The 25,502-nt window shown below is 60.4% G+C and carries 23 protein-coding genes; 15 read left to right on the plus strand and 8 right to left on the minus strand.

Annotated elements, in window-relative coordinates; genetic code table 11:
• Positions 1-19: 19 nt before the first annotated feature.
• The 12 genes from QRN20_RS25745 (at position 20) to QRN20_RS25800 (ending at position 14,897) form a co-directional block, all read left to right on the plus strand.
• Positions 20-1,522, plus strand: coding sequence for a CoA-acylating methylmalonate-semialdehyde dehydrogenase (locus tag QRN20_RS25745; protein ID WP_285361515.1), 1,503 nt, complete (start codon positions 20-22; stop codon positions 1,520-1,522).
• Positions 1,523-1,554: 32 nt separating this feature from the next.
• Complete coding sequence (locus QRN20_RS25750) at positions 1,555-2,382, plus strand: TIM barrel protein (RefSeq protein ID WP_058431167.1); 828 nt, start codon at positions 1,555-1,557, stop codon at positions 2,380-2,382.
• 37 nt (positions 2,383-2,419) lie between these two features.
• Entirely contained in the window at positions 2,420-4,357 is a 1,938-nt protein-coding gene (iolD, locus tag QRN20_RS25755) for a 3D-(3,5/4)-trihydroxycyclohexane-1,2-dione acylhydrolase (decyclizing) (protein WP_058431168.1), read from the plus strand.
• Positions 4,358-4,414: 57 nt separating this feature from the next.
• A complete protein-coding gene (gene iolG, locus QRN20_RS25760; RefSeq protein ID WP_122429141.1) occupies positions 4,415-5,425 on the plus strand; it encodes a bifunctional inositol 2-dehydrogenase/D-chiro-inositol 1-dehydrogenase in 1,011 nt (336 codons plus the stop codon).
• Between the two features lie 83 nt (positions 5,426-5,508).
• Positions 5,509-6,528, plus strand: a complete 1,020-nt coding sequence (locus tag QRN20_RS25765) for a Gfo/Idh/MocA family protein (protein ID WP_285361517.1) — start codon at positions 5,509-5,511, stop codon at positions 6,526-6,528.
• A 237-nt stretch (positions 6,529-6,765) separates the two neighbouring features.
• On the plus strand, positions 6,766-6,936 hold the full coding sequence (locus QRN20_RS25770) for a hypothetical protein (protein ID WP_155400970.1): 171 nt from the start codon (positions 6,766-6,768) through the stop codon (positions 6,934-6,936).
• A gap of 78 nt (positions 6,937-7,014) precedes the next feature.
• Complete coding sequence (locus QRN20_RS25775; protein WP_029241451.1) at positions 7,015-7,944, plus strand: sugar ABC transporter substrate-binding protein; 930 nt, start codon at positions 7,015-7,017, stop codon at positions 7,942-7,944.
• A 62-nt stretch (positions 7,945-8,006) separates the two neighbouring features.
• Positions 8,007-9,584: a sugar ABC transporter ATP-binding protein gene (locus tag QRN20_RS25780; RefSeq protein WP_004883782.1), complete on the plus strand. Its 1,578-nt coding sequence runs from the start codon at positions 8,007-8,009 to the stop codon at positions 9,582-9,584.
• Positions 9,585-9,644: 60 nt separating this feature from the next.
• Complete coding sequence (locus tag QRN20_RS25785) at positions 9,645-10,670, plus strand: ABC transporter permease (protein WP_025993042.1); 1,026 nt, start codon at positions 9,645-9,647, stop codon at positions 10,668-10,670.
• 302 nt (positions 10,671-10,972) lie between these two features.
• Complete coding sequence (locus QRN20_RS25790) at positions 10,973-11,377, plus strand: TraR/DksA family transcriptional regulator (RefSeq protein ID WP_004883780.1); 405 nt, start codon at positions 10,973-10,975, stop codon at positions 11,375-11,377.
• 181 nt (positions 11,378-11,558) lie between these two features.
• Positions 11,559-13,136, plus strand: coding sequence for a methyl-accepting chemotaxis protein (locus tag QRN20_RS25795; RefSeq protein WP_122412515.1), 1,578 nt, complete (start codon positions 11,559-11,561; stop codon positions 13,134-13,136).
• 276 nt (positions 13,137-13,412) lie between these two features.
• Positions 13,413-14,897, plus strand: coding sequence for a T6SS phospholipase effector Tle1-like catalytic domain-containing protein (locus QRN20_RS25800; RefSeq protein ID WP_285361520.1), 1,485 nt, complete (start codon positions 13,413-13,415; stop codon positions 14,895-14,897).
• A gap of 44 nt (positions 14,898-14,941) precedes the next feature.
• Here the strand turns inward: QRN20_RS25800 and QRN20_RS25805 are convergent, their stop codons facing one another.
• Positions 14,942-15,178, minus strand: a complete 237-nt coding sequence (locus tag QRN20_RS25805) for a DUF2789 domain-containing protein (protein WP_043304461.1) — start codon at positions 15,176-15,178, stop codon at positions 14,942-14,944.
• Between the two features lie 434 nt (positions 15,179-15,612).
• Between QRN20_RS25805 and QRN20_RS25810 the strand changes: the two genes are divergently transcribed.
• A complete protein-coding gene (locus tag QRN20_RS25810) occupies positions 15,613-16,080 on the plus strand; it encodes a hypothetical protein (protein WP_004883776.1) in 468 nt (155 codons plus the stop codon).
• A 17-nt stretch (positions 16,081-16,097) separates the two neighbouring features.
• Here QRN20_RS25810 and QRN20_RS25815 read toward each other — a convergent pair whose 3' ends face one another.
• From QRN20_RS25815 to QRN20_RS25845, 7 genes are all read right to left on the minus strand, one after another.
• Positions 16,098-16,478, minus strand: coding sequence for a Na+/H+ antiporter subunit G (locus tag QRN20_RS25815; RefSeq protein ID WP_025993046.1), 381 nt, complete (start codon positions 16,476-16,478; stop codon positions 16,098-16,100).
• Positions 16,475-16,753: a K+/H+ antiporter subunit F gene (locus tag QRN20_RS25820; protein ID WP_004883774.1), complete on the minus strand. Its 279-nt coding sequence runs from the start codon at positions 16,751-16,753 to the stop codon at positions 16,475-16,477. Before QRN20_RS25820 ends, QRN20_RS25815 begins: the two co-directional genes overlap by 4 nt.
• Positions 16,750-17,238, minus strand: coding sequence for a Na+/H+ antiporter subunit E (locus tag QRN20_RS25825; RefSeq protein ID WP_004883773.1), 489 nt, complete (start codon positions 17,236-17,238; stop codon positions 16,750-16,752). The genes QRN20_RS25820 and QRN20_RS25825 overlap by 4 nt, the downstream gene beginning before the upstream one ends.
• Entirely contained in the window at positions 17,235-18,920 is a 1,686-nt protein-coding gene (locus QRN20_RS25830) for a monovalent cation/H+ antiporter subunit D (protein ID WP_029241446.1), read from the minus strand. The genes QRN20_RS25825 and QRN20_RS25830 overlap by 4 nt, the downstream gene beginning before the upstream one ends.
• A complete protein-coding gene (locus tag QRN20_RS25835) occupies positions 18,917-19,261 on the minus strand; it encodes a Na+/H+ antiporter subunit C (protein ID WP_004883771.1) in 345 nt (114 codons plus the stop codon). Before QRN20_RS25835 ends, QRN20_RS25830 begins: the two co-directional genes overlap by 4 nt.
• Positions 19,261-22,179, minus strand: coding sequence for a monovalent cation/H+ antiporter subunit A (locus QRN20_RS25840; RefSeq protein WP_029241445.1), 2,919 nt, complete (start codon positions 22,177-22,179; stop codon positions 19,261-19,263). Before QRN20_RS25840 ends, QRN20_RS25835 begins: the two co-directional genes overlap by 1 nt.
• Positions 22,180-22,336: 157 nt before the next feature.
• Positions 22,337-23,260, minus strand: coding sequence for a DMT family transporter (locus tag QRN20_RS25845; protein WP_122412519.1), 924 nt, complete (start codon positions 23,258-23,260; stop codon positions 22,337-22,339).
• Positions 23,261-23,365: 105 nt separating this feature from the next.
• On the opposite strand from QRN20_RS25845, the gene QRN20_RS25850 reads away from it, so the two are divergent.
• The gene (locus QRN20_RS25850; protein WP_029241443.1) at positions 23,366-23,935 is read left to right on the plus strand and encodes a helix-turn-helix domain-containing protein; all 570 of its coding nucleotides are present in this window, start codon (positions 23,366-23,368) and stop codon (positions 23,933-23,935) included.
• Between the two features lie 46 nt (positions 23,936-23,981).
• Positions 23,982-25,388, plus strand: coding sequence for an FAD/NAD(P)-binding protein (locus tag QRN20_RS25855; RefSeq protein WP_122412520.1), 1,407 nt, complete (start codon positions 23,982-23,984; stop codon positions 25,386-25,388).
• Positions 25,389-25,502 lie beyond the last annotated feature (114 nt).

Genomic DNA, 25,502 nt, shown 5'->3' on the forward strand with positions numbered 1-25,502 from the left:
TTTACATGGAGTCAGTCAGATGAGCGATTCACCGGTGATCGGCCACTACATCAACGGGCAGGTGCACAACGGCGATGGCGAGCGCTACAGCGACGTGTTCAATCCGGCGCTCGGCAGTGTTCAGGCACGCGTGGCGCTGGCCAGCCTCAAGACCGTCGATGAAGCGGTTGCGTCAGCGAAAGCGGCTTTCCCGGCCTGGGCCGATCAGTCTTCACTGCGCCGCGCCCGCGTGATGTTCAAATTCAAGGAATTGCTGGACCGTCATCATGACGAGCTGGCGCAGATCATCTGCCGCGAACATGGCAAGGTATTGTCCGATGCGCGTGGCGAAGTGGTACGCGGCATCGAGATCGTCGAATTTGCCTGCGGTGCTCCCAGCCTGCTCAAGAGCGATTTCAGCGACAACATCGGTGGCGGTATCGACAGCTGGAACCTGCGCCAGCCACTGGGCGTCTGCGCCGGTGTCACGCCGTTCAACTTCCCGGTCATGGTGCCGCTGTGGATGATTCCCATGGCGCTCGTCACCGGCAACTGTTTCATTCTCAAACCGTCCGAGCGTGATCCGTCTGCCAGCCTGTTGATGGCGCGCCTGCTGAAGGAAGCCGGTCTGCCCGATGGCGTGTTCAACGTGGTGCAGGGCGACAAGGTCGCTGTGGATGCGCTGTTGCAGCACCCTGATATCGAAGCGGTGTCCTTCGTCGGTTCGACACCGATTGCCGAGTACATCCATCAGCAGGGCACGGCGCACGGCAAGCGCGTCCAGGCGCTGGGCGGTGCGAAGAACCACATGATCGTGATGCCCGATGCCGATCTGGATCAGGCCGCCGATGCCTTGATTGGCGCTGCCTTCGGCTCGGCTGGCGAACGCTGCATGGCGATCTCCATCGCTGTCGTCGTGGGTGACGTGGGTCAGGCACTGATCGACAAACTGCTGCCGCGCATCGACCAGCTCAAGGTCGGTAATGGCATGAACGCCGATTCGGACATGGGGCCGCTTGTCACTGCCGTGCACAAAGCCAAGGTCGAGGGTTACATCGACCAGGGCGTCAAAGAGGGCGCGAAACTGATCGTCGACGGGCGCAACTTCAAGGTGCCGGGTGCCGAGCAGGGCTTCTTCGTCGGTGCGACGCTGTTCGATAACGTCACGCCCGACATGCAGATCTACAAGGAGGAGATTTTCGGACCGGTGCTGGGCATCGTGCATGCGCCTGATTTTGCCAGTGCGGTCGAGCTGATCAACGCTCACGAATTCGGCAACGGCGTGTCGTGCTTCACCAGTGACGGCGGTGTGGCACGTGCGTTCGCCCGTTCCATCAAGGTCGGCATGGTCGGCATCAACGTGCCGATTCCGGTGCCGATGGCTTGGCATTCGTTCGGCGGCTGGAAGCGCTCGCTGTTCGGCGATCACCATGCCTACGGCGAAGAAGGTCTGCGCTTCTACAGCCGCTACAAAAGTGTCATGCAGCGCTGGCCGGACAGTATCGCCAAAGGCCCTGAATTCAGCATGCCGACCGCCAAGTAGTTTTCTTCAACGGGAAGTGGAGAACAAAAACAATGAGCCAACCCCTGCGTTTTGCCCTCAACCGAATGGTCGCACCGCGTCTGTCGCTGGTTGATTTTCTTGATATGGCGGTCAGCCTCGGGGCCGATGCGATCGAAATCCGCAATGACCTGAAGGGCATCGAGATCGAGGACGGCACGCTGCCACAGGTAGTGCGTGAGCAGTGCGCCGCAAAAGGTGTGCGCGTCCTGTCGATCAATGCGCTGTATCCGTTCGATGTCTGGAACGATGAGCGCCATGCCCAGGTGACGAAGCTGGCGCAGTACGCCCGTGACTGTGGTGCCGAGGGGCTGGTGCTGTGTCCACTCAACGACCGTGCCGACCCGCGCAATGCCGCACAACGTGCCTCGGCCCTGCGCACCGCCTTGACGGCGCTGGCGCCGATCCTGCGCGAGCATGGTCTTCTGGGCTTCGTCGAGCCGCTGGGGTTCGAGGAGTGCTCGTTGCGCCTCAAGCGTCAGGCGGTCGATGCGATCAAGCAGGTGGGCGGGCTGGATGTGTTTCGTCTGGTTCATGACACCTTTCACCACCATCTGGCGGGCGAGGTCGAGCTGTTTCCGGAGCTGACCGGACTGGTGCACATCTCCGGCGTCGAAGACGCAGATGCGCCGCTCAACAGCATTCGCGACGGGCATCGGGTGCTGGTGGGCGAGGCGGACATTCTTGGCAATGCCTCACAGATCGAGCGCCTGCTGGGCGGCGGCTACACCGGCTACCTGTCCTTCGAGCCGTTTGCCGAGAGCGTGCATGCGCTGGACGACATCTCTCAGGCAATGTCGGCAAGCATGGGCCACCTGTCTCGCGCTGTAGCGGCGGGCTGAAAACACCTTCCACCTCAAACAACAACAAGGTGCGAGCATGAGTACTACCCGACTGACCATGGCTCAGGCTCTGGTGAAGTTTCTTGATAACCAGTACGTCGAAATCGATGGCGTGCAGAGCAAATTCGTCGCTGGCGTGTTCACCATCTTTGGTCACGGCAATGTGCTGGGCCTGGGCCAGGCACTGGAACAGGACAGCGGCGAGCTGGTTGTCCATCAGGGCCGCAATGAGCAGGGCATGTGCCACGCGGCGATCGGCTTTGCCAAGCAACACCTGCGTCGCAAGATCTACGCCTGCACCTCGTCGGTGGGGCCGGGTGCGGCGAACATGATTACGGCAGCGGCCACGGCTTCGGCCAACCGTATTCCGTTGCTGCTGCTGCCCGGTGATGTGTACGCCAGCCGCCAGCCGGACCCGGTGCTGCAACAGATCGAGCAATTCCATGACCTGAGCATCAGCACCAACGACGCGTTCAAGGCCGTGAGTAAATACTGGGATCGCATCAACCGTCCCGAGCAGTTGATGAGCGCAGCGCTCAACGCCATGCGCGTGCTAACCGATCCGGCCGACACCGGCGCCGTGACGCTGTCACTGCCACAGGATGTACAGGCCGAAGCCTGGGATTATCCTGACAGCTTCCTGCAGAAACGCGTGCACCGCATCGACCGTCGACCGCCCAGCCAGGCAATGCTCGACGACGCGCTGGCGTTGCTCGTCGGCAAGCGCAAGCCGCTGCTTATATGCGGCGGGGGCGTGCGCTATTCCGGGGCTGCGCAGGCCCTGCAGGCTTTTGCCGAACGCTTCGGTATTCCCTTCGCTGAAACCCAGGCGGGCAAGAGTGCCATCGTCTCGGCGCACCCGTTGAACATGGGCGGCATCGGCGAAACCGGCACTATCGCGGCCAATCGGCTGGCAAAGGAAGCGGACCTGATCATCGGCGTCGGCACCCGCTATAGCGATTTCACCACCGCGTCCAAATGGCTGTTCCAGAACCCGGACGTGCAGTTTCTCAACCTCAATGTCGGCGCCTTCGATGTGCAGAAGCTGGACGGCGTGCAAGTGCTGGCTGATGCGCAGGTGGCCTTGCAGGCGCTGACCGGACAGCTGGAAAGCCGCGACTACCGGGCTGCCTGGGGCGACGCACCACGAGCGGCCAAGGCCGAACTGGATGCCGAAGTCGACCGCGTGTATGCCGTGGAATATCAGCCCGAGGGTTTCGTACCGGAAATCAACGACCACATGGATCCGGCCGTGCTGCGCGATTTCATCGAGCTGACCGGCTCGTGCCTGACCCAGAGCCGCGTGCTGGGCATTCTCAATCAGAACCTGCCAGCCGATGCGGTGATCGTCGCCGCAGCGGGCAGCTTGCCCGGGGACTTGCAGCGTGCCTGGCGCAGCACCGGCGTCGATACCTATCACGTCGAGTACGGTTACTCCTGTATGGGTTACGAGGTCAACGCCGCGCTGGGTGTGAAGCTCGCCCAGCCGCAGCGGGAGGTGTTCGCGCTGGTGGGGGACGGCTCTTACATGATGCTGCACTCCGAGCTGGCCACTTCGATTCAGGAGCGGCGCAAGATCAACATCGTGCTGCTCGATAACATGACGTTCGGTTGTATCAACAACCTGCAGATGGAACACGGCATGAACAGCTTCGGCACCGAGTTCCGCTTCCGCAACGAAGAGACCGGCCAGCTCGACGGCGATTTCGTGCCGGTTGATTTCGCCATGAGCGCGGCGGCATATGGCTGCAAGACCTACAAGGTCAGCACCGCCGAACAGTTGCACGAAGCGCTGGCGGATGCACAGCGTCAGACCGTCTCGACCCTGATCGACATCAAGGTTCTGCCCAAGACCATGATTCACAAATACCTGTCGTGGTGGCGGGTCGGAGTGGCCGAGGTTTCGACCACCGGCACCACGGCCCAGGTGTACGAAAAACTCAACCAGCAACTGGCCAAGGCCCGTCAGTATTGATCAAAAGCGTTTTTGCAGACCTTCAAACAAGAACAATCATTCATACAGGACAGTGAAATGACTTTGAAACTAGGTGTGATCGGTACAGGCGCAATCGGTCAGGATCATATCCGGCGTTGCAGCAAGGCCTTGATCGGCAGCCAGGTGGTGGCCGTCACCGACATCAATCTGGAGCAGGCCGCAAAAGTGGTGAGCGATCTGGGCATCAGTGCCGAGGTGTACGCCGACGGCCATGCGCTGATCGCCGCGCCCGACGTGGAAGCGGTGCTGGTCTGCTCATGGGGTGCAACCCATGAAGAGTACGTGCTGGCCGCCATTGCCGCAGGCAAGCCGGTGTTCTGCGAAAAGCCGCTGGCCGTAACGGCGGCAGGTTGCCGACACATCGTCGAAGCCGAAATCGCAGGGGGCAGGCGTCTGGTGCAGGTCGGTTTCATGCGGCCTTACGATCATGGCTACCGCGCCCTCAAGGCGGTGATCGACAGTGGCCAGATCGGCGAGCCGTTGATGCTGCACTGCGCGCACCGCAACCCGCGGGTCGGCGAGAACTACAAGACCGACATGGCGATCACCGACACGCTGATTCATGAACTCGACGTGCTGCGCTGGTTGCTCAACGACGATTACGTCTCGGTGCAAGTGGTCTTCCCGCGCAAGACCAGCAAGGCGCTTGCCCACATGCGCGACCCGCAGATCGTGATGCTGGAAACCGCGCGTGGCACACGTATCGATGTCGAGGTCTTCGTCAACTGCCAGTATGGCTATGACATTCAGTGTGAAGTGGTCGGCGAAACCGGCATTGCCAAACTGCCTGAGCCGTCGCAAGTCCAGTTGCGCAGTGAGGCCAAACTGTCCAACGCGATCCTGATGGACTGGAAGGACCGTTTCATCGCCGCCTATGACGTCGAGTTGCAGGCTTTCATTGATGGCGTCTCTGCTGGCACACTCACGGGTCCTTCGGCCTGGGATGGCTATTGCGCTGCGGTCGCCGCCGATGCCTGCGTCCAGGCACAGGGCAGCGGGGCGATCGTGCCGATCAGCCTGGAACAACGCCCGGTGTTTTACAACTGAACGGAGGCTGACGCAAAGGCGCCGCTTTATCAGCGGCGCCTGTTTTGAACCATTGCCAGGCGATTGCTGGACAGGAGAATGCCATGCGAACAGGACTGGTGGGTTATGGCAAGGGAGGACGTTACTTTCATGCCACGCTGATTTCGAGTTTGCCCGACGCTACCTTCGTGGGTGTCGTCACCCGGTCACCCGAGCGACGGCAGGAAGTGGCCAATGATCATCCCGGCGTTGCCTCCTTCGACACGCTGGCTGAGCTGGTAAAGGCCGGCGTCGATGTGGTGGTGATTTCTACGCCCTTGGCGTCACGTCGTGAGCTGATACTGGAAGCCATCGAGCTGGGTGTGGGCGTGGTCAGCGATAAACCGTTCGCCAACGATGCTGCGCAGGCCCGCGAGCTGGTAGAGGCCGCCGAACGGCGTGGCGTATTGCTCAGCGTCTATCAGAACCGACGCTGGGATTCGGATTTTCTGACGGTGCGCAAGCTGATCGACAACCAGGTGCTGGGCACGATCAGCCGTTTCGAGTCCAGTATCGAACGTTATTCGCCGCGCTCGGTGGGCAAGGCAAGTGGCGGCGGGGTGCTGCGTGATCTGGGCAGTCACCTGGTGGATCAGGCACTGGTGCTCTTCGGACCGGTAGAGCGGGTCTACGCCGAGCTGCAGTTCGCAGGCGCCGAACGTGAGCTGGACCATACCTTCTTCGTCGCGCTGACCCATGCCAATGGTGTGGTTTCGCACCTCTCCGGCAGTTGTCTGCAGAACACCCCTAGGCCGCGCTTCAGGGTCAGCGGCTCACAGGGCTGTTACAGCGTCGAAGGGCTGGACGGTCAGGAAGACGCCGCGTTTGCCGGATTGACTCCGCGCTCCGAAGGCGAGCGCTGGGGCGTCGAGGAACATCGACGCTGGGGCTGGTTCGAGCAGGGCGATCATCGTGAGCGGGTGCCTTCCGAACGCGGCTGCTGGCTGGCGTTCTATCGCCAGTTGCAGGATGCGGTCCACGGACAGGGTCCGCTGCCTGTGGATCCGCACGATGCCGTCGCCTCGGCCCAGGTCATGGACGCGGCACGTCTGAGTTCACGTGAGGGGCGCGTCGTGGTTCTGTAACGTTTTGAGTGGATGAATAGATGCATTCGGATAGCCCGGCACCCATCAGGGAGTCGGGCTTTCTGGCATTCTCGGGCAGACAAAAGAAAAAACAGAATAAATTCTAAAATCAGTTGAATTGGAAAATATTTTCCAATAGAGTCGTTTTCAGGTTACCGACTATCGAACCCTCTGGGCTGTCAGACATGTCTGAACGTCACAGGTAGCAAGCCAACAAAAACAAGATAGGTAATGTCGATGAAAACCCCCATTTCTGGCGTACCCGCCAGCCGTTCTGCACCCCCTGCATTCTGGCTCCGGCTCATGGAGCGCTTCCTGACCCTCGTTGCAAGCGGCATGTGTGTGCGCCACAAGGATGCATTGCTGTTCTGCATTCCCGGCGCGACCGGCGTGCGCCTGCCCCGATAAGTCACCCCTTGCTTGATAGCTTCATCGCTACGTCGTTACCAAGTCCGAACAACAACAAGAATTTGGAGACAGACCTTCATGAAGACCCCGATTCGTTTCACCGCAATGGCGCTGGCGCTGATGCTCGGCAGCGGTGCCGCCCTGGCCGATATCAAGGTGGGCGTGGCCATGTCGCAATTCGACGACACCTGGCTGACCTACCTGCGCGAAGACATGAGCGCCAAGGCCAAGACCATGCCCGATGGCGTGTCGCTGCAGTTTGTCGACGCCCGGGCTGATGTGAACAAGCAGCTCGATCAGGTCCAGGAGTTGATCGGCAAGAAAGTCGACGCCCTGATCGTCAACCCTGTGGACACCGCCGCCACTGCCAGAATCACCAAGATTGCGGTCGCGGCCGGCATTCCGCTGGTGTACGTCAACCGCCGTCCGGATGATCCCAAACTGCCTGCAGGCGTTGCTACCGTGACCTCCGACGACGTCGAGGCCGGTCGGCTGCAGATGCAATACATCGCCGAGAAAATGGGCGGCAAGGGCAGCGTGATGATTCTGCTGGGTGATCTGGCCAACAACTCCACGAAAGGCCGTACCGACGGCGTGAAGGAAGTGCTGAAAAAATACCCCGGCATCAAGATCGACCAGGAACAGACCGGCATCTGGTCGCGCCAGAAAGGCATGGACCTGACTAATGACTGGATTACCCAGGGCCGGGATTTCAACGCCGTACTCGCCAACAACGATGAAATGGCAATCGGTGCGGCGATGGCCCTGAAGCAGGCTGGCAAGAAGCAGGGCTCGGTATTCGTGGCCGGTGTGGACGGCACGCCCGACGGGCTCAACGCGATCACCAAGGGTGACCTGACGGTCTCGGTCTTTCAGGATGCCAAGGGTCAGGCCAACGGCGCTATCGATGCGGCCGTGAAGCTGGCGAAAAAGGAGACCCTGGCGTCTCAGACCATCGTCATTCCGTACCGCCTGATCACGCCTGAAAACGTCGTCACCTTCAAATAAGAACAGCCAACAGGCGGGGCGGATCCTGCGCCCCGGTCCTGTCGCTTGAGGAGCTTGTTACCATGCCCGGTTCAGCGACTGCCACCCCCACCCCCGCCCAGCGCGATTCCTCCGGTAGTGCAGGTCACGATGTCCTGAATGCCCAACCGCCTTATCTGCTGGAAATCAGCAATATCAGTAAAGGCTTTCCAGGCGTCATTGCACTCAACGATGTGCAACTGCGGGTCCGTCCCGGCAGCGTACTGGCGCTGATGGGCGAGAACGGTGCCGGCAAATCGACCCTGATGAAAATCATTGCCGGTATCTATCAGCCCGACGCAGGCGAAATTCGCCTGCGAGGCAAGCCCGTCACGTTTGACACGCCGCTGTCGGCCCTGCAGTCCGGGATTGCCATGATCCATCAGGAGTTGAACCTGATGCCGTTCATGAGCATTGCGGAGAATATCTGGATCGGCCGTGAGCAGCTCAACGGCCTGCACATGATCGACCACCGGGAGATGTTCCGCTGCACCGCCGAACTGCTCGAACGCCTGCGCATCAAGCTGGATCCGGAAGAGCTGGTGGGTAATCTGAGCATCGCCGAGCGGCAGATGGTCGAGATCGCCAAGGCAGTTTCCTACAACTCCGATGTCCTGATCATGGACGAGCCCACCTCGGCCATTACCGAAACCGAAGTCGCGCATCTGTTTTCGATCATTTCCGACCTGCGTGCGCAGGGCAAGGGCATCATCTACATCACCCACAAGATGAATGAAGTGTTCGAGATCGCAGACGAAGTGGCGGTGTTTCGTGACGGTTGCTACATCGGCCTGCAGCGCGCCGAAAGCATGGACGGCGACAGCCTGATTTCGATGATGGTCGGTCGCGAGTTGACCCAGCTTTTCCCGGAACGTGAAAAACCGATCGGCGATCTGCTTCTATCGGTACGTGATCTGCGCCTGGATGGCATTTTCAAGGACGTGTCCTTCGATCTGCATGCCGGTGAGATTCTCGGCATTGCAGGGCTGATGGGCTCGGGCCGTACCAATGTGGCGGAAACCCTGTTCGGCATCACGCCCAGCGACGGCGGAGAGATTCACTACGATGGCGCAGCGGTGCGCATCGGCGATCCTCATCAGGCCATTGGGCTGGGGTTTGCGCTGCTGACCGAGGATCGGAAACTGACCGGACTGTTTCCCTGCCTTTCAGTGATGGAAAACATGGAAATGGCAGTACTGGCCAATTACGCAGGCAATGGCTTCGTCAAACAGAAGGCCTTACGGGCACTGTGCGAAGACATGTGCAAGAAGCTGCGGGTCAAGACACCGTCGCTGGAACAATGCATCGACACACTGTCCGGTGGCAATCAACAGAAGGCGCTGCTGGCCCGCTGGCTGATGACCAACCCCAGAGTTCTGATTCTCGACGAGCCGACCCGCGGTATCGACGTGGGTGCCAAGGCCGAGATCTACCGACTGATCGCCTTTCTGGCCAGCGAAGGCATGGCGGTCATCATGATTTCCTCGGAATTGCCCGAAGTGTTGGGCATGAGCGACCGGGTCATGGTCATGCACGAAGGCGAAATGATGGGGATCCTGCCGCGCAGTGAAGCGACTCAGGAAAAAGTCATGCATCTGGCTTCCGGACATCGAGTCCATTGAGTTCGCAGGGCTGGCCTCGGCCAGAAGAACACGCCAGAACAAGAACAAGAGGGTAACACCATGAGCAACGCTATCTTGCAGAACAAGCCGGCCCTGGCGCCGACCAAGAACAAACGGCGACTGCCGACCGAACTGAGCATTTTTCTGGTCCTGATCGGTATCGGTCTGATCTTCGAACTGTTCGGCTGGATCGTCCGCGATCAGAGCTTCCTGCTCAATTCGCAGCGGCTGGTGCTGATGATCCTGCAGGTGTCGATCATTGGTCTGCTGGCCATTGGCGTGACGCAGGTGATCATCACCACCGGCATCGACCTGTCTTCAGGATCGGTACTGGCGTTGTCGGCGATGGTTGCCGCCAGCCTTGCGCAGACCTCGGATTTCTCCCGTGCGGTCTTTCCGTCGCTGACCGATCTGCCGGTGTGGATACCGGTGGTGGTCGGGCTGGGGGTTGGATTGCTGGCCGGTGCGATCAACGGCAGCATCATTGCCATCACCGGCATTCCGCCGTTCATCGCGACCCTCGGCATGATGGTGTCGGCCCGCGGGCTGGCGCGCTTCTACACCGAAGGTCAGCCAGTGAGCATGCTGTCTGACTCCTACACCGCCATTGGCCAAGGCGCGATGCCGGTGATCATCTTTCTGGTGGTCGCGGTCATCTTCCACATCGCACTGCGCTACACCAAGTACGGCAAGTACACCTATGCCATCGGCGGCAACATGCAGGCGGCCCGTACTTCCGGGATCAACGTCAAGCGTCATCTGGTCATTGTCTACAGCATCGCCGGTTTGCTGGCCGGTCTTGCCGGTGTCGTTGCGTCGGCGCGGGCAGCAACCGGGCAGGCCGGGATGGGCATGTCCTATGAGCTGGACGCCATCGCCGCTGCGGTAATTGGTGGCACCAGTCTGGCGGGCGGGGTGGGGCGCATCACCGGTACGGTGATCGGCGCACTGATCCTCGGCGTCATGGCCAGCGGGTTCACGTTCGTCGGGGTGGATGCCTACGTTCAGGACATCATCAAGGGGCTGATCATTGTGGTAGCGGTGGTCATCGACCAGTATCGCAACAAGCGCAAGACCAAGCGCTGAGAGCAACCTGCGCACACAAGGGCCTTCGAGGCCCTTTTGTGCGTTATAAGGTTGCTGGAACCGATTGGTTCTGTGTCGGTCAGACCCTCATCCAACCCAGCGTAATACAGGTTTGGTGCCCGGTTTTCAGGGGCTGCCGCGCAATTGTTGGCCAAAAGACTTCAATTGTGTTGCCGAGTGCGCGAGGCGGCCTTAGACTGCCGCCCCTCGTAAATTGAGTGCCAGGTGGCGCTTGGAGATCATGGCGCTTGTACGGCAACGTTGAGCCGCTCCTCAATGCACGTTTTTTTATAGAGAAATCAATGACAAAGGAAAAGTTGCTGGCCATGCCGGCCGATGACTACATGAACGCCGAGCAGCACGCTTTCTTCGTCGAGCTGTTGCAGAACATGAAGGTCGAAATCCACGAGCGAATCGAGCAAAGCCGCATCGCTATCGAGAGCCTGGATACCCCAGCAGATCCCGCCGATGCTGCTTCTGTGGAAGAAGAGCGTCACTGGCTGGTGAACGTGATCGATCGTGATCAGCGCATGCTGCCGCAGCTGGAAATGGCGCTGTCGCGTATCGCTGAAGACACGTTTGGCTGGTGTGATGACAGCGGCGAGCCGATCGGCCTGAAACGCCTGCTGATCAGTCCGACGACCAAGTATTGCATCGAAGCGCAAGAGCGCCACGAGCAGATCGACAAGCACCAGCGCCAGGCCTGATTCACAGGCAGCGGGCAGGTGTCACGAAACCGGGAGGCAAGCGATTGCCTCCCGGTTTTCTTGTGCCTGCGTTTTATTGAAAGGAATATTGCCCTTACCACCAATGGCTCATGGCAGATGGCCTGTTTCTGGCGTTTAATGAGGACAAACAACGATAAATAAACGCTTGGGGTGATGCAGCATGTCCGACAACGCTTTCGTGGCAAACCGGTCCTGGGTGCCCGTTATACAGACGCTCGCGCTGTGCCTGCTGTTGGCGGCGATCAATTTTGTCAGCGTCTCCCTTTACCTCGCCGTGCCGGTCGCCCTGTTGGTGATCTGGCTGCCACGTCTGCTGCCCGCCAACGCCGCTCGCCCCGCCGTCGTGTCTGAAGACAGCGCCATCGGTAATCTGACCCGCGATCTGTCCCGCACCACCAGCCACAACGCGCTATCCGCTGCGCAAGTCGCGTTTTCCGTGCGTCAACTGGCCGGTCGGGTGCAGTCGCAACTCGATGCTGCGGAACAAGTGGTGAGCAGCGCCGACGTCATGATCACGACAGAACGGCAGACGGCCCAGTTGAGCCAACAGGCCCTCAGCGCGGCCAGCCAGGCCCGCCAGCGCAGTGATGCGGGCAGCGTGGTTCTGAACGAATCCATTCAGCGCATGCACCGCCTGAGTCAGGGAGCGGTGGAGAGCCGTGAACTGATCGAGGCACTGAATCAGCGCAGCGAGGAAATCCAGCGCGTGACGATGGTGATTCAGTCCATTGCCAGCCAGACCAATCTGTTGGCGCTCAACGCCGCTATCGAGGCCGCACGCGCCGGCGAGCACGGGCGCGGGTTTGCCGTCGTGGCCGATGAGGTGCGCGGGCTGGCCGGTCGTACCGCCAGTGCCACGCAGGAAGTCGGGCAGATGGTTGCCGATATCCAGCAACGCACCACCCAGGTGGTCGAACAGATTCGCCAGTTGTCAGCGGATCTGGACAGTGGTGTCCAGCAGGTGGAACTGACCGGTGAGCACCTGGACAGCATCGCGCGTCTGGCGGTCGAGGTGGAGAGCCAGGTGGGTGAAATTGCCCATGGCGCACAGACCAATCAGGACCAGTTGGCAGGCCTGTTCGAAGCCGTTGAGCGCATGCGCGGCGATCTGGCCGTCAGCGACGAGCAGACCCGGCATCTGGCTAAAGCTGCCGTGCAGATGGAGGGGCAGGCCGAAACCATCAGTCAGCGTCTGGCGCAGGTCGGCCTGGATGATTACCACCAGCGCATCTACGACCTGGCCCGCGAGGGGGCGCAGCAGATCGCGGCGAAGTTTGAAGCCGACATCGAGCGGGGCACCGTCAGCCTCGATGATCTGTTCGACCGGCAGTACAAACCCATCCCGAATACGTTGCCGACGCGTTTCAATACCCGGTTCGACCGCTATACCGATCAGGTCCTGCCTGATGTGCAGGAGCCTTTGCTGTCGCGGCATGAAGGGCTGGTGTTCGCCATCGCCTGCACGCAACAGGGTTACGTACCGACTCACAACAATGCCTTCAACCAGCCATTGACCGGCGACGCTGCTGTCGACAACGCCCGCAACCGCAGCAAGCGCAAATTCGATGATCGCACCGGCATCCGTTGCGGCAGCCATCAACAGCCCGTGCTGCTGCAGACCTACACCCGCGACACCGGTGAGCTGATGCATGACCTGTCGGTTCCGATCATGGTCAAGGGCAGGCATTGGGGTGGGCTTAGACTGGGCTACAAGCCTGAAGCCGCAGCCTTGAAGTGACGGATAACTCACTTGCAGTTGAGTGGCGTTCAAAATGGCGGCAACCAGTTTGAATATGTTTGTTGCGGTGGCTGATATATAAAAATATTGTTTCTCTATTTTTATCGGGTTTGTTTGCCCTGATTTAGTGTGAGTGTTTTATTGTTGTAGGAAGTTTCTGAAAAGTCTTTCTGTGACTTGACTGTTCTTGTGGGCTGAGCAAGCTAGTTGAATCAACGGCGTAAATAGTTGATTTGACAATCGCCGCTACTGGGAACATCTAAGGACGGAAACAGGATGAAAAATACAGGGAATGTTAAAGAAGACGCTACCGTTTCGGACTCGGCTGCACTGCGCGTCACCATACGGGCAGGCGTTTTCTTCGATGGAACAGGCAATAACCGACTCAATAGCCGGATCGGCGCGGACTGTCAGGCGCTTATGGAAGTCAATGGCGAACGGCATATCAGGGAATGTGCAGGGCGCCATTGCGATCCTTCCAGCAGTTACAGCAATGATCTGACCAATATCGCCAGGCTGGTCGATCTCTATCGTGATCAACAGATTGCCGCCAATGATGGGGGTGGACTACGGGTTTACTGGCCGATCTATGTCAGTGGCGCGGGAACGACATCGGGCAGTCGCGATTCGCTCTGGCCGGGCCAGAGTTTTGGACGTGGCCCCACGGGCGTGGTGGCCAAGGTCGAGCGGGCGATCAGAAAGCTGGACTCGCGCCTCAGAGCGTTTCCGCAACTCAATCCGGGGTGCGTCATCGAGGCGATCGAACTGGATGTCTTTGGATTCAGCCGGGGCGCCGCGTCGGCCAGGCACTTCGTGAACGAAGTGATCAAACAGTCCGCCGGCCTGCTTGAGCCTGTACTGGGCAGCCGCAAGGTTCGGTTGAGCGAAGACTTCAGCTGGAAAAACGGCAGCGTGCGGATCAAGGTGGTCGGTCTGTTCGATACCGTCGCTGCCATCGGCAGCCTCAAGGATCTGGGCAACGTCAGTGATTCGGCCAATCGACGCGTCAACCTTTACCTGCCGCCCGATTGCGCGCAGCAGGTCCTGCATCTGGTGGCCCGTGATGAATTGCGCCGCAATTTTGCGCTGAACAGCATCAGGCCGGTGTGGCCGCGAGAAATCGTGCTGCCGGGCGCGCATGCCGACATCGGCGGTGGTTACCTGCCGCAGATGGAGGAAAGCGTAATGCTGACCCGGCCACGTGTCAGCACGCTGTATGCCGGCGATCTGCACGAATCGACGTCGGCATGGCTGCAAGCGCAGGCCGAGTTGAGCGAGATGGATGCAGAGCGCTGGATCGATCCGCTGGACACTCAGGCGTCGCTGCAGGTTCAGGTGTGTGATGAACAGTGCCGGTCTCGCGGCATGGGATCTTTCGGGGGGCGTTCGACGGTCATTGCTGTCTGTCTGCGGCGTCAGGTGTTCGGCCATCTGTCACGGGTGCATCTGCGCGTCATGCATGCGCTGGCCTGTGACGAAGGCGTACCGTTCAAACCGATTCCCATCGTGCAGGAGCTCAAGCTGCCGCCCGAACTTGAAGGCATTGCCTGCAAGCTGATCGATTATGCGCGGGGGGACCCATACACGCTGAGCGACGATGAAGAGAAAATTCTTCGCTGGCGCTACATTCATCATTCGGCGCACTGGAGCGCGGCGATAGGCAGGCTGGGCAGTCTGGGTGACGCGGTGTTCGTGCATGCGCCGGAGCCAGGTGGACGGGTGCTGCATCCCAATGTCGGACAGCATGGCTATCCTCAATAAGCTTGGGAGAGTGATGCAGGCTGACCTGCATCACTCTTTTTCGGTCAGGGCTGCTTGTGCAGAAGTACGTTCAATTCGTCGACAACAGGTGCCCACTCGGCATCGGCACGCAGCTCTTCCTTGAGGAATGCTGCCTGTTGGGGGGTCCAGAATTCGGCGTCGATCAGTTTCACCTCATCGGGCAGTCGATGTCGGGCAACAAAGGCATCGATACTGTTCTCGTCATTATCCAGACCCAATTGGGCGAACAGGCCTGGCAGGTCAGGGTTGGGCAATTCCATGTCATCTCCTCGACGAGGGCGAACCCCGTACAGTCATTGGTCCTGCATCGGAGTGGTCTGCCCGGACAAGAGTTCGATGCATTTTTCCCTGGAGATGAGCCGACTTTTCTTATACGCAAGGCAAGTGCTATGTTCATACATGCAACGAGTCACTCCTCAGTGAGAATCAGGTACCCCTTACGTGTCCAGGGCGTCTCGGGTTCATCGCAGGTGACGCCTGTGCGACATCGTTTGTACAAAAGGTATATATCCCGTTGACGCTGTGAGCCGGTAGAATCCGTCGCCAGCCTGCACAGGGTACGTGGTGGCCTGCCTGGCATCCCGCAGTGCAGCGCGTCAGCAGGTCTTGGTCGCGCCATGCGGCAACACGGATGAACGACTTTTAACTGCCCGCATACCGGGCAGCATCATTTATCACGTTGGGGGTTTGTACTTTGGCTGTAAGCAACCTGGATACGCACGCGTTATTCGTGCTCGGCGATCTGCGGGCACAGTTGGTCAAGCAGTTTCAATCACGTTTTGTCTATGTCACCGAACAGTCGGCCGAAGGCATCTACATCGCAGAGATCGACACCGAGTCCGCCATGGTCGTCGATGACAAGCCGCGCCTTGAACTCAAGGTCGGTGATCATTTTCGCGCCTCTGTATTGCCGAGCCGTGAGGGTGGGAAGTTCGAAATCAAATTCCGTGAAATCAAACTGACCGTCTACGGCCTGGGCGATTACGCGTTTGTCGATACCGCTGAAGGTCACGGTATCGTGTTCAAGGAAGGTCACACGGTGTTCATGGTGTTTGCCGCCACTGAACAGCTTCAGTCCGGCATGAGCAAGACGCTCAAGACGGCTGTCGGCAAGGCTGCAAAATGGCGCAAGGGCGAACTGTCATTCAAGGCCAGCGAATAACGCTGGCATTGTGCTCGTCATCCGCCAGCGGACTCGCCTTCGTTGCGTCCGCCGCTGACTTCCGCCGGTACGTCATCGCCGGCCATGCGCTTGCGAAACAGCGCGGTTCGCGCCAGCAGCAGTGTGGTCACAGGGACTGTGATCGCCAGCAGGACAGGGATCAGCCAGGCGTGAATCACCGGCTCCGACTTGAGTGCGGAGAAGTAGATGATCGAGGCCAGCGCGACGCACCAGGCACCCAGTGTCGAAGCCAGGGCAGGCGGGTGCATTCTCTGGAAAAAGTCCTTCAGGCGCAGCAGCCCCAGTGCTCCGGTCAGGGTGAACAGGCTGCTGGCAATCAACAGCACGGCAGTCAGTACCTCGGCCCAGAAAGGCACGTTCATCGGTAGTGAAGTCATTCGATTACTTCTCCGCGCAGCAGAAACTTGGCCAGGGCAAATGAGCCGACGAAGCCGAACAGTGCGATCAGCATGGCGGCTTCGAAGTACGTGTCACTGGCATAACGGATACCCAGCACCAGCATCATCAGCATCGCGGTGATGTACAGGTAGTCCAGCGCCAGTACGCGGTCCTGGGCAGACGGTCCTCTGATCAGCCGGATCAGGGTAATGACCATGGACAGGGCGAAGATCAGCAGGCTGATCAGAATGGCAGTGTCGAGCAGGGCACTCATTGGAAAATCTCCATCAAGGGGCGCTCATAGACGGTCTTGAAGTGCTCGATGAATTGCGCTTCATCCTCAAGATCGAAGACATGCATCAACAGCACGCTGCGATCCAGCGCCAGTTCCGACCAGACAGTCCCAGGTACTACCGTGGTCACCATCGCCAGCGCGGCAAGGCCATGGGCGTCGTGCAGGTCCAGCGGTATCCGGACGAAGGCCGAGCGCGGCGGACGACGCTTGAGTCGCCAGACACTCACGCCGACCTGGAAGTTGGAGACCACCACGTCCCACCCGACCATCAGCAGGAATTTGAGAATGACGCCCGGCTTGCGAATGCGCACCGGCAACGGTCGCAGCGGCGCCATGAGCAACGGCGCCAGAAAGCCCAGCACGGCGCCCAGCAACAGATGCCCCGGACTGATGGACAGGTTCAGCACCAGCCACAGTGCCCACAGGGCCAGAGAAAAAACGGGGGCGGGGAACAGGCGCTTCATGGCTGTACCTCCGGCGCGCCAGCGTTGCTGTTGGGGCCTGGCACCGGACGCGTTGCCAGAACCGACTGCACGTACTGCTTGGGTTCATGCAAGGCGGCTGCCGTGTCCTGGGTGTAGCGCAGCAATGGTTCGGCCTTGAACGTCAGGGCAACGCACAGGCCCAGCAGGATGATGATCGGCAGGCATTCGTTGCGACGCAGGATCGGCGAAGGGCGTTCGTAGGGGGTCCAGAATCGTTGGGTGCCGAGTCTGGAAAAAGCGATCAGCGAGGCCAGCCCCGAGAAGATCAGCAGGCCGATCAGCATCCAGGCAGGCGTCGACAGGGCTTCGTCCTGTGCAACGTCCAGGCCGAGCGGGTTCATGAGCGCACTGAGCAGGGTCAGTTTGCCGATGAAGCCGGACAGCGGCGGCATGCCGATGATCAGCAGTGCGCAGATCACGAAACTCAGGCCCAGAAATGCCATGGTGACCGGGATGACTTGCCCGACCACGACTTTCTGCTCTTCGTCCAGGTTGGTGCCGGGCGGTGGATGCAGTGATTCCAGTGTGCGCGGCAACTGGTCGGCGTCTTCTTCCAGCGGAATCTCGTTGGCCGAGCGCGAGCGCTCGACCAGCTCGGCCAGCAGGAACATCGCGCTCAGGGCCAGCGTAGAGCTGACCAGATAGAACAGCGCGCCGGAAGTAAGGCTTGGCTGCGCGAAGCCGATGGCCGACAACAGAATGCCTGCCGAGACCAGAATGCTCAGGCTGGCCATGCGCTCCAGCCGCTGGGCCGCAATGATTGCAATGGCCGCCGTGACGATGGTTGCCATGCCGCCGTAAATCAGCCAGTCGCCGCCAAAGAACGCCGACGCCCCCGCCTGACCTGAAAACAGCAGTGTCCACAGACGCAGCAGGGTGTAGATGCCGACCTTGGTCATGATCGCGAACATCGCCGCAACCGGAGCGCTGGCGGCGGAGTAGGCGGGGACCAGCCAGAAGTTCAAGGGCCACATGCCAGCCTTGGCCAGAAACGCGGTGGCCAGAATCGCGGCCCCGGCGTGCAGCAGGCCCTGATCGGCTTCGGATACTTGCGGGATCTTGATCGCAAGATCTGCAAAGTTCAGGGTGCCTGTCACCCCGTAGATCAGGGCGGCGCCAATCAGGAACAGCGATGAGGCCAGCAGGTTGATCGAGATGTAGTGCAGACCCGAGGTGACCCTGGCGCGTCCGGAACCATGCAGCATCAGGCCGTAGGAGGCTGCGAGCAGGACCTCGAAAAACACGAACAGGTTGAACAGGTCGGCGGTCAGGAACGCGCCGTACAGGCCCATCAGCTGAATCTGGAACAGTGCGTGGAAACTGGCGCCAGCCCGGTCCCAGCGCGCCAGGGCGAACAGCAGGGCGCAGACGCCGACAATGCCGGTCAGCACCATCATCATGGCCGACAGATGATCCACCACCAGCACAATGCCGAACGGTACGCCCCAGTTACCCGGCAGGTACACGCCTATCGAACCGGTGCTGCCGGTGTCCTGGACCCAGAACAGCAGCACGACGGAGATACCCAGCCCGAGCAAGCTGGAAAACAGATTGATACGGCCTTTGAGCGGGCGACGTTTCTCGCCCAGCCACAGCATCAGCCCGGCCGTCGCCAGTGGCAGCAGTATGGGGGCAATGATCAGTTGATTCAGCCAGCTCATGCCTTGGGCTCCCGGCCATCAACGTGGTCGGTGCCGGTCAGGCCTCGGGAAGCCAGCAGCACAACCAGAAACAGCGCGGTCATGGCAAAACTGATCACGATGGCCGTCAGCACCAGTGCCTGGGGCAGGGGATCGGTGTAGTTGAGCAGGTCCTGGGGAACGCCGTCCTTGATGATCGGCTCTCTGCCGATGAACAGGCTGCCCATGCTGAAGATGAACAGGTTCACGCCATAGGACAGCAGGCAGAGGCCCATCACGACCTGGAAGGTACGCGGGCGCAGCATCAGCCACACACCTGACGCGGCCAGAACGCCGATGGCGATTGCGATGACTTCTTCCATCAGAGGGCTCCTTGCGGGTTGGCGACAGGCTTGGGCAACGGGGTCGGGCGATGGCTGCGTACCGACTGGTGAGCCAGCGCGGTAAGAATCAGCAGCGTCGCGCCCACGACCACGGCATAGACGCCGACGTCGAAGAACAATGCGCTGGCGAAGTGGATATCACCCAGGATCGGCAAGTGCAGATGCGCGGTGTGGGTGGTCATGAACGGATAACCCAGCACCATCGAGCCTGCCCCGGTGAGCACGGCGCACAGCAGGCCGGTGCCCATCCAGCGCAAGGGCCTCAGGCTCATCTGTGCTTCTACCCACTGCGTGCCGGCGACCATGTATTGCAGAATGAACGCCACCGACATGACCAGCCCGGCAACGAAACCGCCGCCCGGCTCGTTGTGGCCGCGCATGAACAGGTACATCGACACGATGAAGGCGATTGGCAGCAGCAGGCGTACCAGTGCTGCCGGGACCATCATGAAGCCCAGTGCGGTGTCGCTGGCGCCGCGCGGGTTGATCAGATCGGTGACAACGTCGCGTGCCAGCAGACGCTGCTGGGCAGGTAATGGAATGCTTTCCTTGGGCGGGCGGAAACGACGCAGCAGGGCGAAGACCGTCAGTGCGACAGCGGCCAGCACGGTGATCTCGCCAAAGGTGTCGAAGCCGCGGAAGTCCACCAGCATGACGTTGACCACGTTGGTGCCGCCGCCTTCCGGAAGGGCACGGCTTAGGTAGAACGAGGAGATGGCGTTGGGTGTCTGGCGGGTCAGCATGGCATAGGACAGGATCGCCATGCCAAGGCCGACCATGACCGCCAGCACGAAGTCGCGTATCCGGCGGGTGCGGGCTCTGAGTCGGGTACTGGTGGCTGCGACGTCTTCGTTACGACGTGGCAGCCAGCGCAGGCCGAGCAGGATCAGGACAGTCGTCACGACTTCGACAACGAGCTGGGTAAGCGCCAGGTCAGGCGCGGAGAACCATACGAAGGTGATGCAGGTCATCAGGCCGCAGACGCTGACCATGACCAGTGCTGCGAGTCGGTGATACTTGCCCTGCCATGCCGCGCCGAGCGCGCAGACAATCGCAATCAGCCACAGTGTCACGAACACGCCGGAGCCCGGAATCTTCGGACGATCCCCCCAGGTCAGACCACTGAAGTACATCGGAATGAAGCCGCCCATCACGGCCGCCAGCACCAGCAGGAACAACTGCGGCTGCAGCCGGCGCGTGCTGACCTTGCGCTCGAAGCGCCGCGCCCAGTGCATCACGACCACCAGACTGCGTTCGAAGAAGCGTTTGCCGTTCAGGCGGCCTACCAGCGGCGGAACAGGAAAACGGTCGGTCTTGAGTGAGTTGCGCAGCAGCAGGTAAAGAAGGATACCGCCGGCCATTGCCACCAGACTCATGATCATCGGCGCGTTCCAGCCATGCCAGATCGCCAGGCTGTACTCGGGCAGGGTTCCGCCGACCACCGGTTGGGCGGCAGCCGCCAGTAACGGCGCGACCGACTGGGATGGAAAGATGCCGACGATGATGCAGGCCAGCACCAGAAACTCGACCGGAGCACGCATCCAGCGCGGCGGCTCATGGGGCATGTGTGGCAGGTCCTTGGCGGCCGGGCCGAAGAACACGTCGACCGTGAAGCGCAATGAATAGGCCACGCTGAATACACCGGCGATGGTTGCCACGACAGGCAGTGCGATTTCGACCCAGGCAGTGGCGGAAATGAATACGGTTTCGGCGAAGAACATCTCCTTGGAGAGGAATCCGTTGAGCAGCGGTACGCCGGCCATTGAGGCGCTGGCGACCATGGCGAGCGTCGCGGTGTAGGGCAAGAGCTTTATAAGCCCGCTGAGTCGCTGGATATCCCGGGTGCCACTTTCGTGGTCGATGATGCCCGCCGCCATGAACAGCGAGGCCTTGAACGTGGCGTGGTTGAGAATGTGAAACACCGCAGCCACGGCAGCCAGCGGGCTGTTGAGGCCCAGCAGCAGGGTGATCAGGCCAAGGTGACTGATGGTCGAGTAGGCCAGCAGGCCTTTCAGGTCATTCTGGAAGATCGCGGCATAGGCGCCGAGAATCAGGGTGCAGGCTCCGGCACCGCTGACGATCCAGAACCACTGTTCGGTGCCTGAAAGGGCAGGCCACAGGCGCGCCATGAGGAATACGCCCGCCTTGACCATTGTCGCCGAGTGTAGATACGCCGACACCGGAGTTGGCGCGGCCATGGCGTGGGGCAGCCAGAAATGGAAGGGAAACTGCGCGCTTTTGCTCAGTGCGCCGATCAGGACCAGGGTCAGCATGACCGGGTACAGCGCATGGGCACGGATGGCGTCGCCGGAGGCCAGAACGCGGTCCAGATCGTAACTGCCGACGATATGACCCAGAATCATCATCCCCGCCAGCAAGGCCAGACCGCCTGCGCCGGTGACCATCAGCGCCATGTAGGCACCGCGTCTGGCATCGGCGCGATGGTGCCAGTAGCCGATCAGCAGGAACGAGAACACGCTGGTCAGTTCCCAGAAAAACACGATCTGAATCAGGTTGCCGGACATCACCAGCCCGAGCATGGCGCCCATGAAAGCCAGGAAAAATGCGAAGAAGCGGGGCACCGGATCGTCCGGTGACATGTAGTAACGGGCATACAGCGACACCAGTGCCCCGATTCCCAGCACCAGCATGGAAAACAACCAGGCGAAGCCATCGATGCGCAGGACGAAACTCAACCCCAGGCTCGGCAGCCAGAAATACTCTTCGCGGATGACACCGCCGTCTGCGATCTGCGGAAACCACAAGGCCATCTGAACCGCGCCGATCAGGGCGACGAGACCTGCAAGAAGGGATTCCGCGTTACGCGCGTTGTGCGGCAAAAACGCCGCCAGACAGCTGCCGATAAAAGGCAGAAGCAGTAGAACTATCAGGGACATAGGCTTCTAATCTGCGGGGAAATATCAAGCATCATACGTGCCAGACACTTCGAGACCAAAGGGACAGTTTTTCGAATTTCCTACAAAAAGTGTCTGATAGCGTTTTGTCAGCCATCCTGGCCGAGTCTGATTTCAATTGCAGCATCATCCTGTCGTTTCAGTCCGCTTTTTCCACGCCTTGCTCTTCTACGGCCATCGGGGCGACGGTCGTTGGCCGACGCCTCATTTCACTGACAATCACCCCAAGCACAATCAGGGCCCCGCCCAGCAGGGCAATACCCGGCAAACGCTCACCAGCCAGTCGTCCGACAATGCCTGCCCACACGGGTTCACCGGCATAGATCACTGTTGCCCGGGTTGGCGAAACGCTTTTCTGAGCCCAGTTCATCGCGACCTGAATCACCGCGCTCATGGCACCGAGCCCTACGGCGATGAATACCAGTAACCAGGAAAAGTCCGGCAGCCGTTCCTGGGTCGGAACGATCATCAGGAACGCCAGGATCGAGGCGGTCGCCAGTTGCACCACGGTGACCCGCCGCACGTCAACTTTGCCGGCATAGGCGCTGATCATGATTATTTCGGCGGAAATGGCCACCGCGCTGATCAAGGTGGCAATCTCGCCCGGACTCATGTGCAGCGAAGCGCCCTGCGAACCTGAAAGCAGCATGAGGCCGGTGAAGGCCAGGACGATGCCAAGGCTCGGCATCAGACCCGGACGCCGCCCCAGTACCAGCCATTGCAGCAAAGGTACGAACGGCACGTAGAGCGCGGTAATGAACGCCGACTGACTGCTGGGAATGGTCTGCAGGCCAATGGTCTGCAAGCCGTAGCCGAGCATGATTGCGGCGCCGATCAGGACACCGGCCTTGAGCTCCAGCAGCGTCAGCCCGCGCATGACATTCATAGAGCACAGCGCGACGATCATGGCGGCGGCCGCGAAGCGCAGGCCGACGAAAAACATCGGACCGCTGACCGTCATAGCGTGCTGAACGAGAAGGAAGGTGCCACCCCACAGCATGGTGATGAAGATGAGTACGGCTTCCGCCTTGCTGATACGGGGTGTACGGCTGATAGACTTCATGTCGGCTCCAGATCCCACGGCCTTGCTTGTAACAAGCGGGTCGACACACAATGGCGTCGCGAAAGTGTGCAGTATAATGCGCAACGGATTCGGATGAGCACTCCCATGGACAAAGAAAATTCCCAGCGCGCGCCGGTACTTCAGCATGTCAGTCAGAACGTGCGACGCCTGCGCAACGCGGCCGAACTCAGTCAGACGGCTCTGGCAGAACGGTCCGGCGTCAGTCGGCGCATGCTGGTGGCCATCGAGGCCGGTGAAAGGAACGTCAGTCTGGCGACCCTGGATCGGGTTGCCGAAGCGCTGGAAGTGGCGTTCAGTGACTTGATTCAGGCACCAGACATTCGCGACCACAGCCGTATCAATGAACTGGCCTGGGCAGGTAGGATTCACGGCAGCAAGGCCGTTCTGCTGGCCAAGGCCAATGCGCGGCGCGAAGTCGAGTTGTGGGAGTTCTGCCTGGCGCCCGGCGACCTGTATGCAGCCGATGCCGATCCGGAAGGCTGGAGCGAGCAGGTCTACGTCGTGCAAGGGCACCTGACCATACGGTTTTCCGATGCCTTTGAGGCTCGGCAGGTCGGTCCCGGCGAGTTCTACATGTTCCCCAGTAACCAGCCACACCGTTATTGCAACGAAGGTGACGTCACGCTGCGCTTTGTGCGCAATGTGGTGCTTTAACGTACCGACCTCCATTCATTGCAACATTCGCCAGAGGCCACGTTCGATGATCGACGACCATAACCCGACCGCCGACATCCTAATTATCGGCGGCGGGCTGAGCGGCACCATGCTGGCCGTGCAATTGTTGCGCAGACCCGGAAAGCGTCGAATCCTGATTGTCGAAACCCGTGAAGAGCTGGGCCGCGGTGAGGCTTACAGTGCAACGGAGATCGGCCACACGCTCAATGGCAATGCCGCCCGCATGAGTGCCGATGCGGATGATGCAGACGACCTGACGCGCTGGCTCACCGAATACCTGGCCAACGGCGGCTGGCCCGAGGCTGCCGCGCAACGGGTGCCGGTCGCCGAGCTGTTTCCGCCACGCGGTATTTTCGGACTCTACGTTCAGCAGCGATTGAAGGAAGCCCAGGCACTGGGCGCGACCCGTGGATCGACCGTCGAGCACGTGCGCGGTGAAGTGGTGGATGTTCAGGAGCAGGCCGTCGGTGTGTCCGCCACGCTTGCTGATGGCCGCGTACTGCAAGGTCACTTCGCGGTATTGGCGACTGGTATGTATGCGGCATCGCGCACGCCGCAGCGCGAGTCGAGCGGGCTCAATGCGGCGGCGCTCGATCCATGGAACGTCGAGGTCATGCGCGAGCTGGATCCGCAGGCGCGGGTATTGATCATCGGTTCCGGGCTGACCATGGTCGATGCCGTGGTGTCGCTCGAACAGGCCGGACACCGAGGTCCCATTCAGGTCTATTCCCGTCACGGACTGCTGCCCCACGTACGACGTCAGCCCCCTGAATGGCCGGATTTTCTCGGTCAGGATCACAGCATTCGCAGCACCCGGCAGTTGGTTCGCAAGGTCCGCGAGCAATGTGAGCTGGCCATCGAGAGCGGTATCGACTGGCAAGCACCGCTCGACACGGTGCGCGCCAATATCGGTCGATTGTGGAATCAGGCCACCGACAGGCAGCGTCGGCAATTCGTCCGTCACGTGCGGCCCTGGTGGGAAAGTCATCATCATCGTTCACCGCCGCCGAGTGCGGCACTGGTCGCGCGGCTCTTGAAGGAAGGGCGACTGAGCATCCACGCCGCATCGTTGCAGGGCGTTTCGACACTGGCGTCGGGGCAGGTGCAGATCACGCTGCGTTATCGCGGCGATGATCAGCCATCGTCAATCATTGGCGATGCGTTGATCAATTCCACCGGCATCGAATACGACTGGCGTCGCGTTGATCGTGCTCTGCCGCGTCAATTGCTGGCCAGAGGGTTGATCCAGCCGGGGCCTTTGGCGCTGGGCATCGCAGCCGATTCCCGTGGCGCCGTGCTTGATGCGCAAGGCCGTTATTCTTCACGCCTGTTCGCCATGGGTCCACCGTTGCGCGGGATGTGGTGGGAGAGTACCGCTGTGAATGATGTGGCGAGTCAGGCCAAAGCATTGGCCATCCACCTGGCAGACTGAGTCCGCAACGTTTCAGGCCTGATCCAGCAGATAAGGTCCTGCCCCGCGTTTACCCAGCTCATCGCTCTGCGTGGGCATGCCTCCCGTGACGCTCCGCGTCACAAATGGCACAGA

The organism is Pseudomonas sp. fls2-241-TYG-175 (genome assembly GCF_030209155.1).
GTDB lineage: Bacteria > Pseudomonadota > Gammaproteobacteria > Pseudomonadales > Pseudomonadaceae > Aquipseudomonas > Aquipseudomonas viridiflava.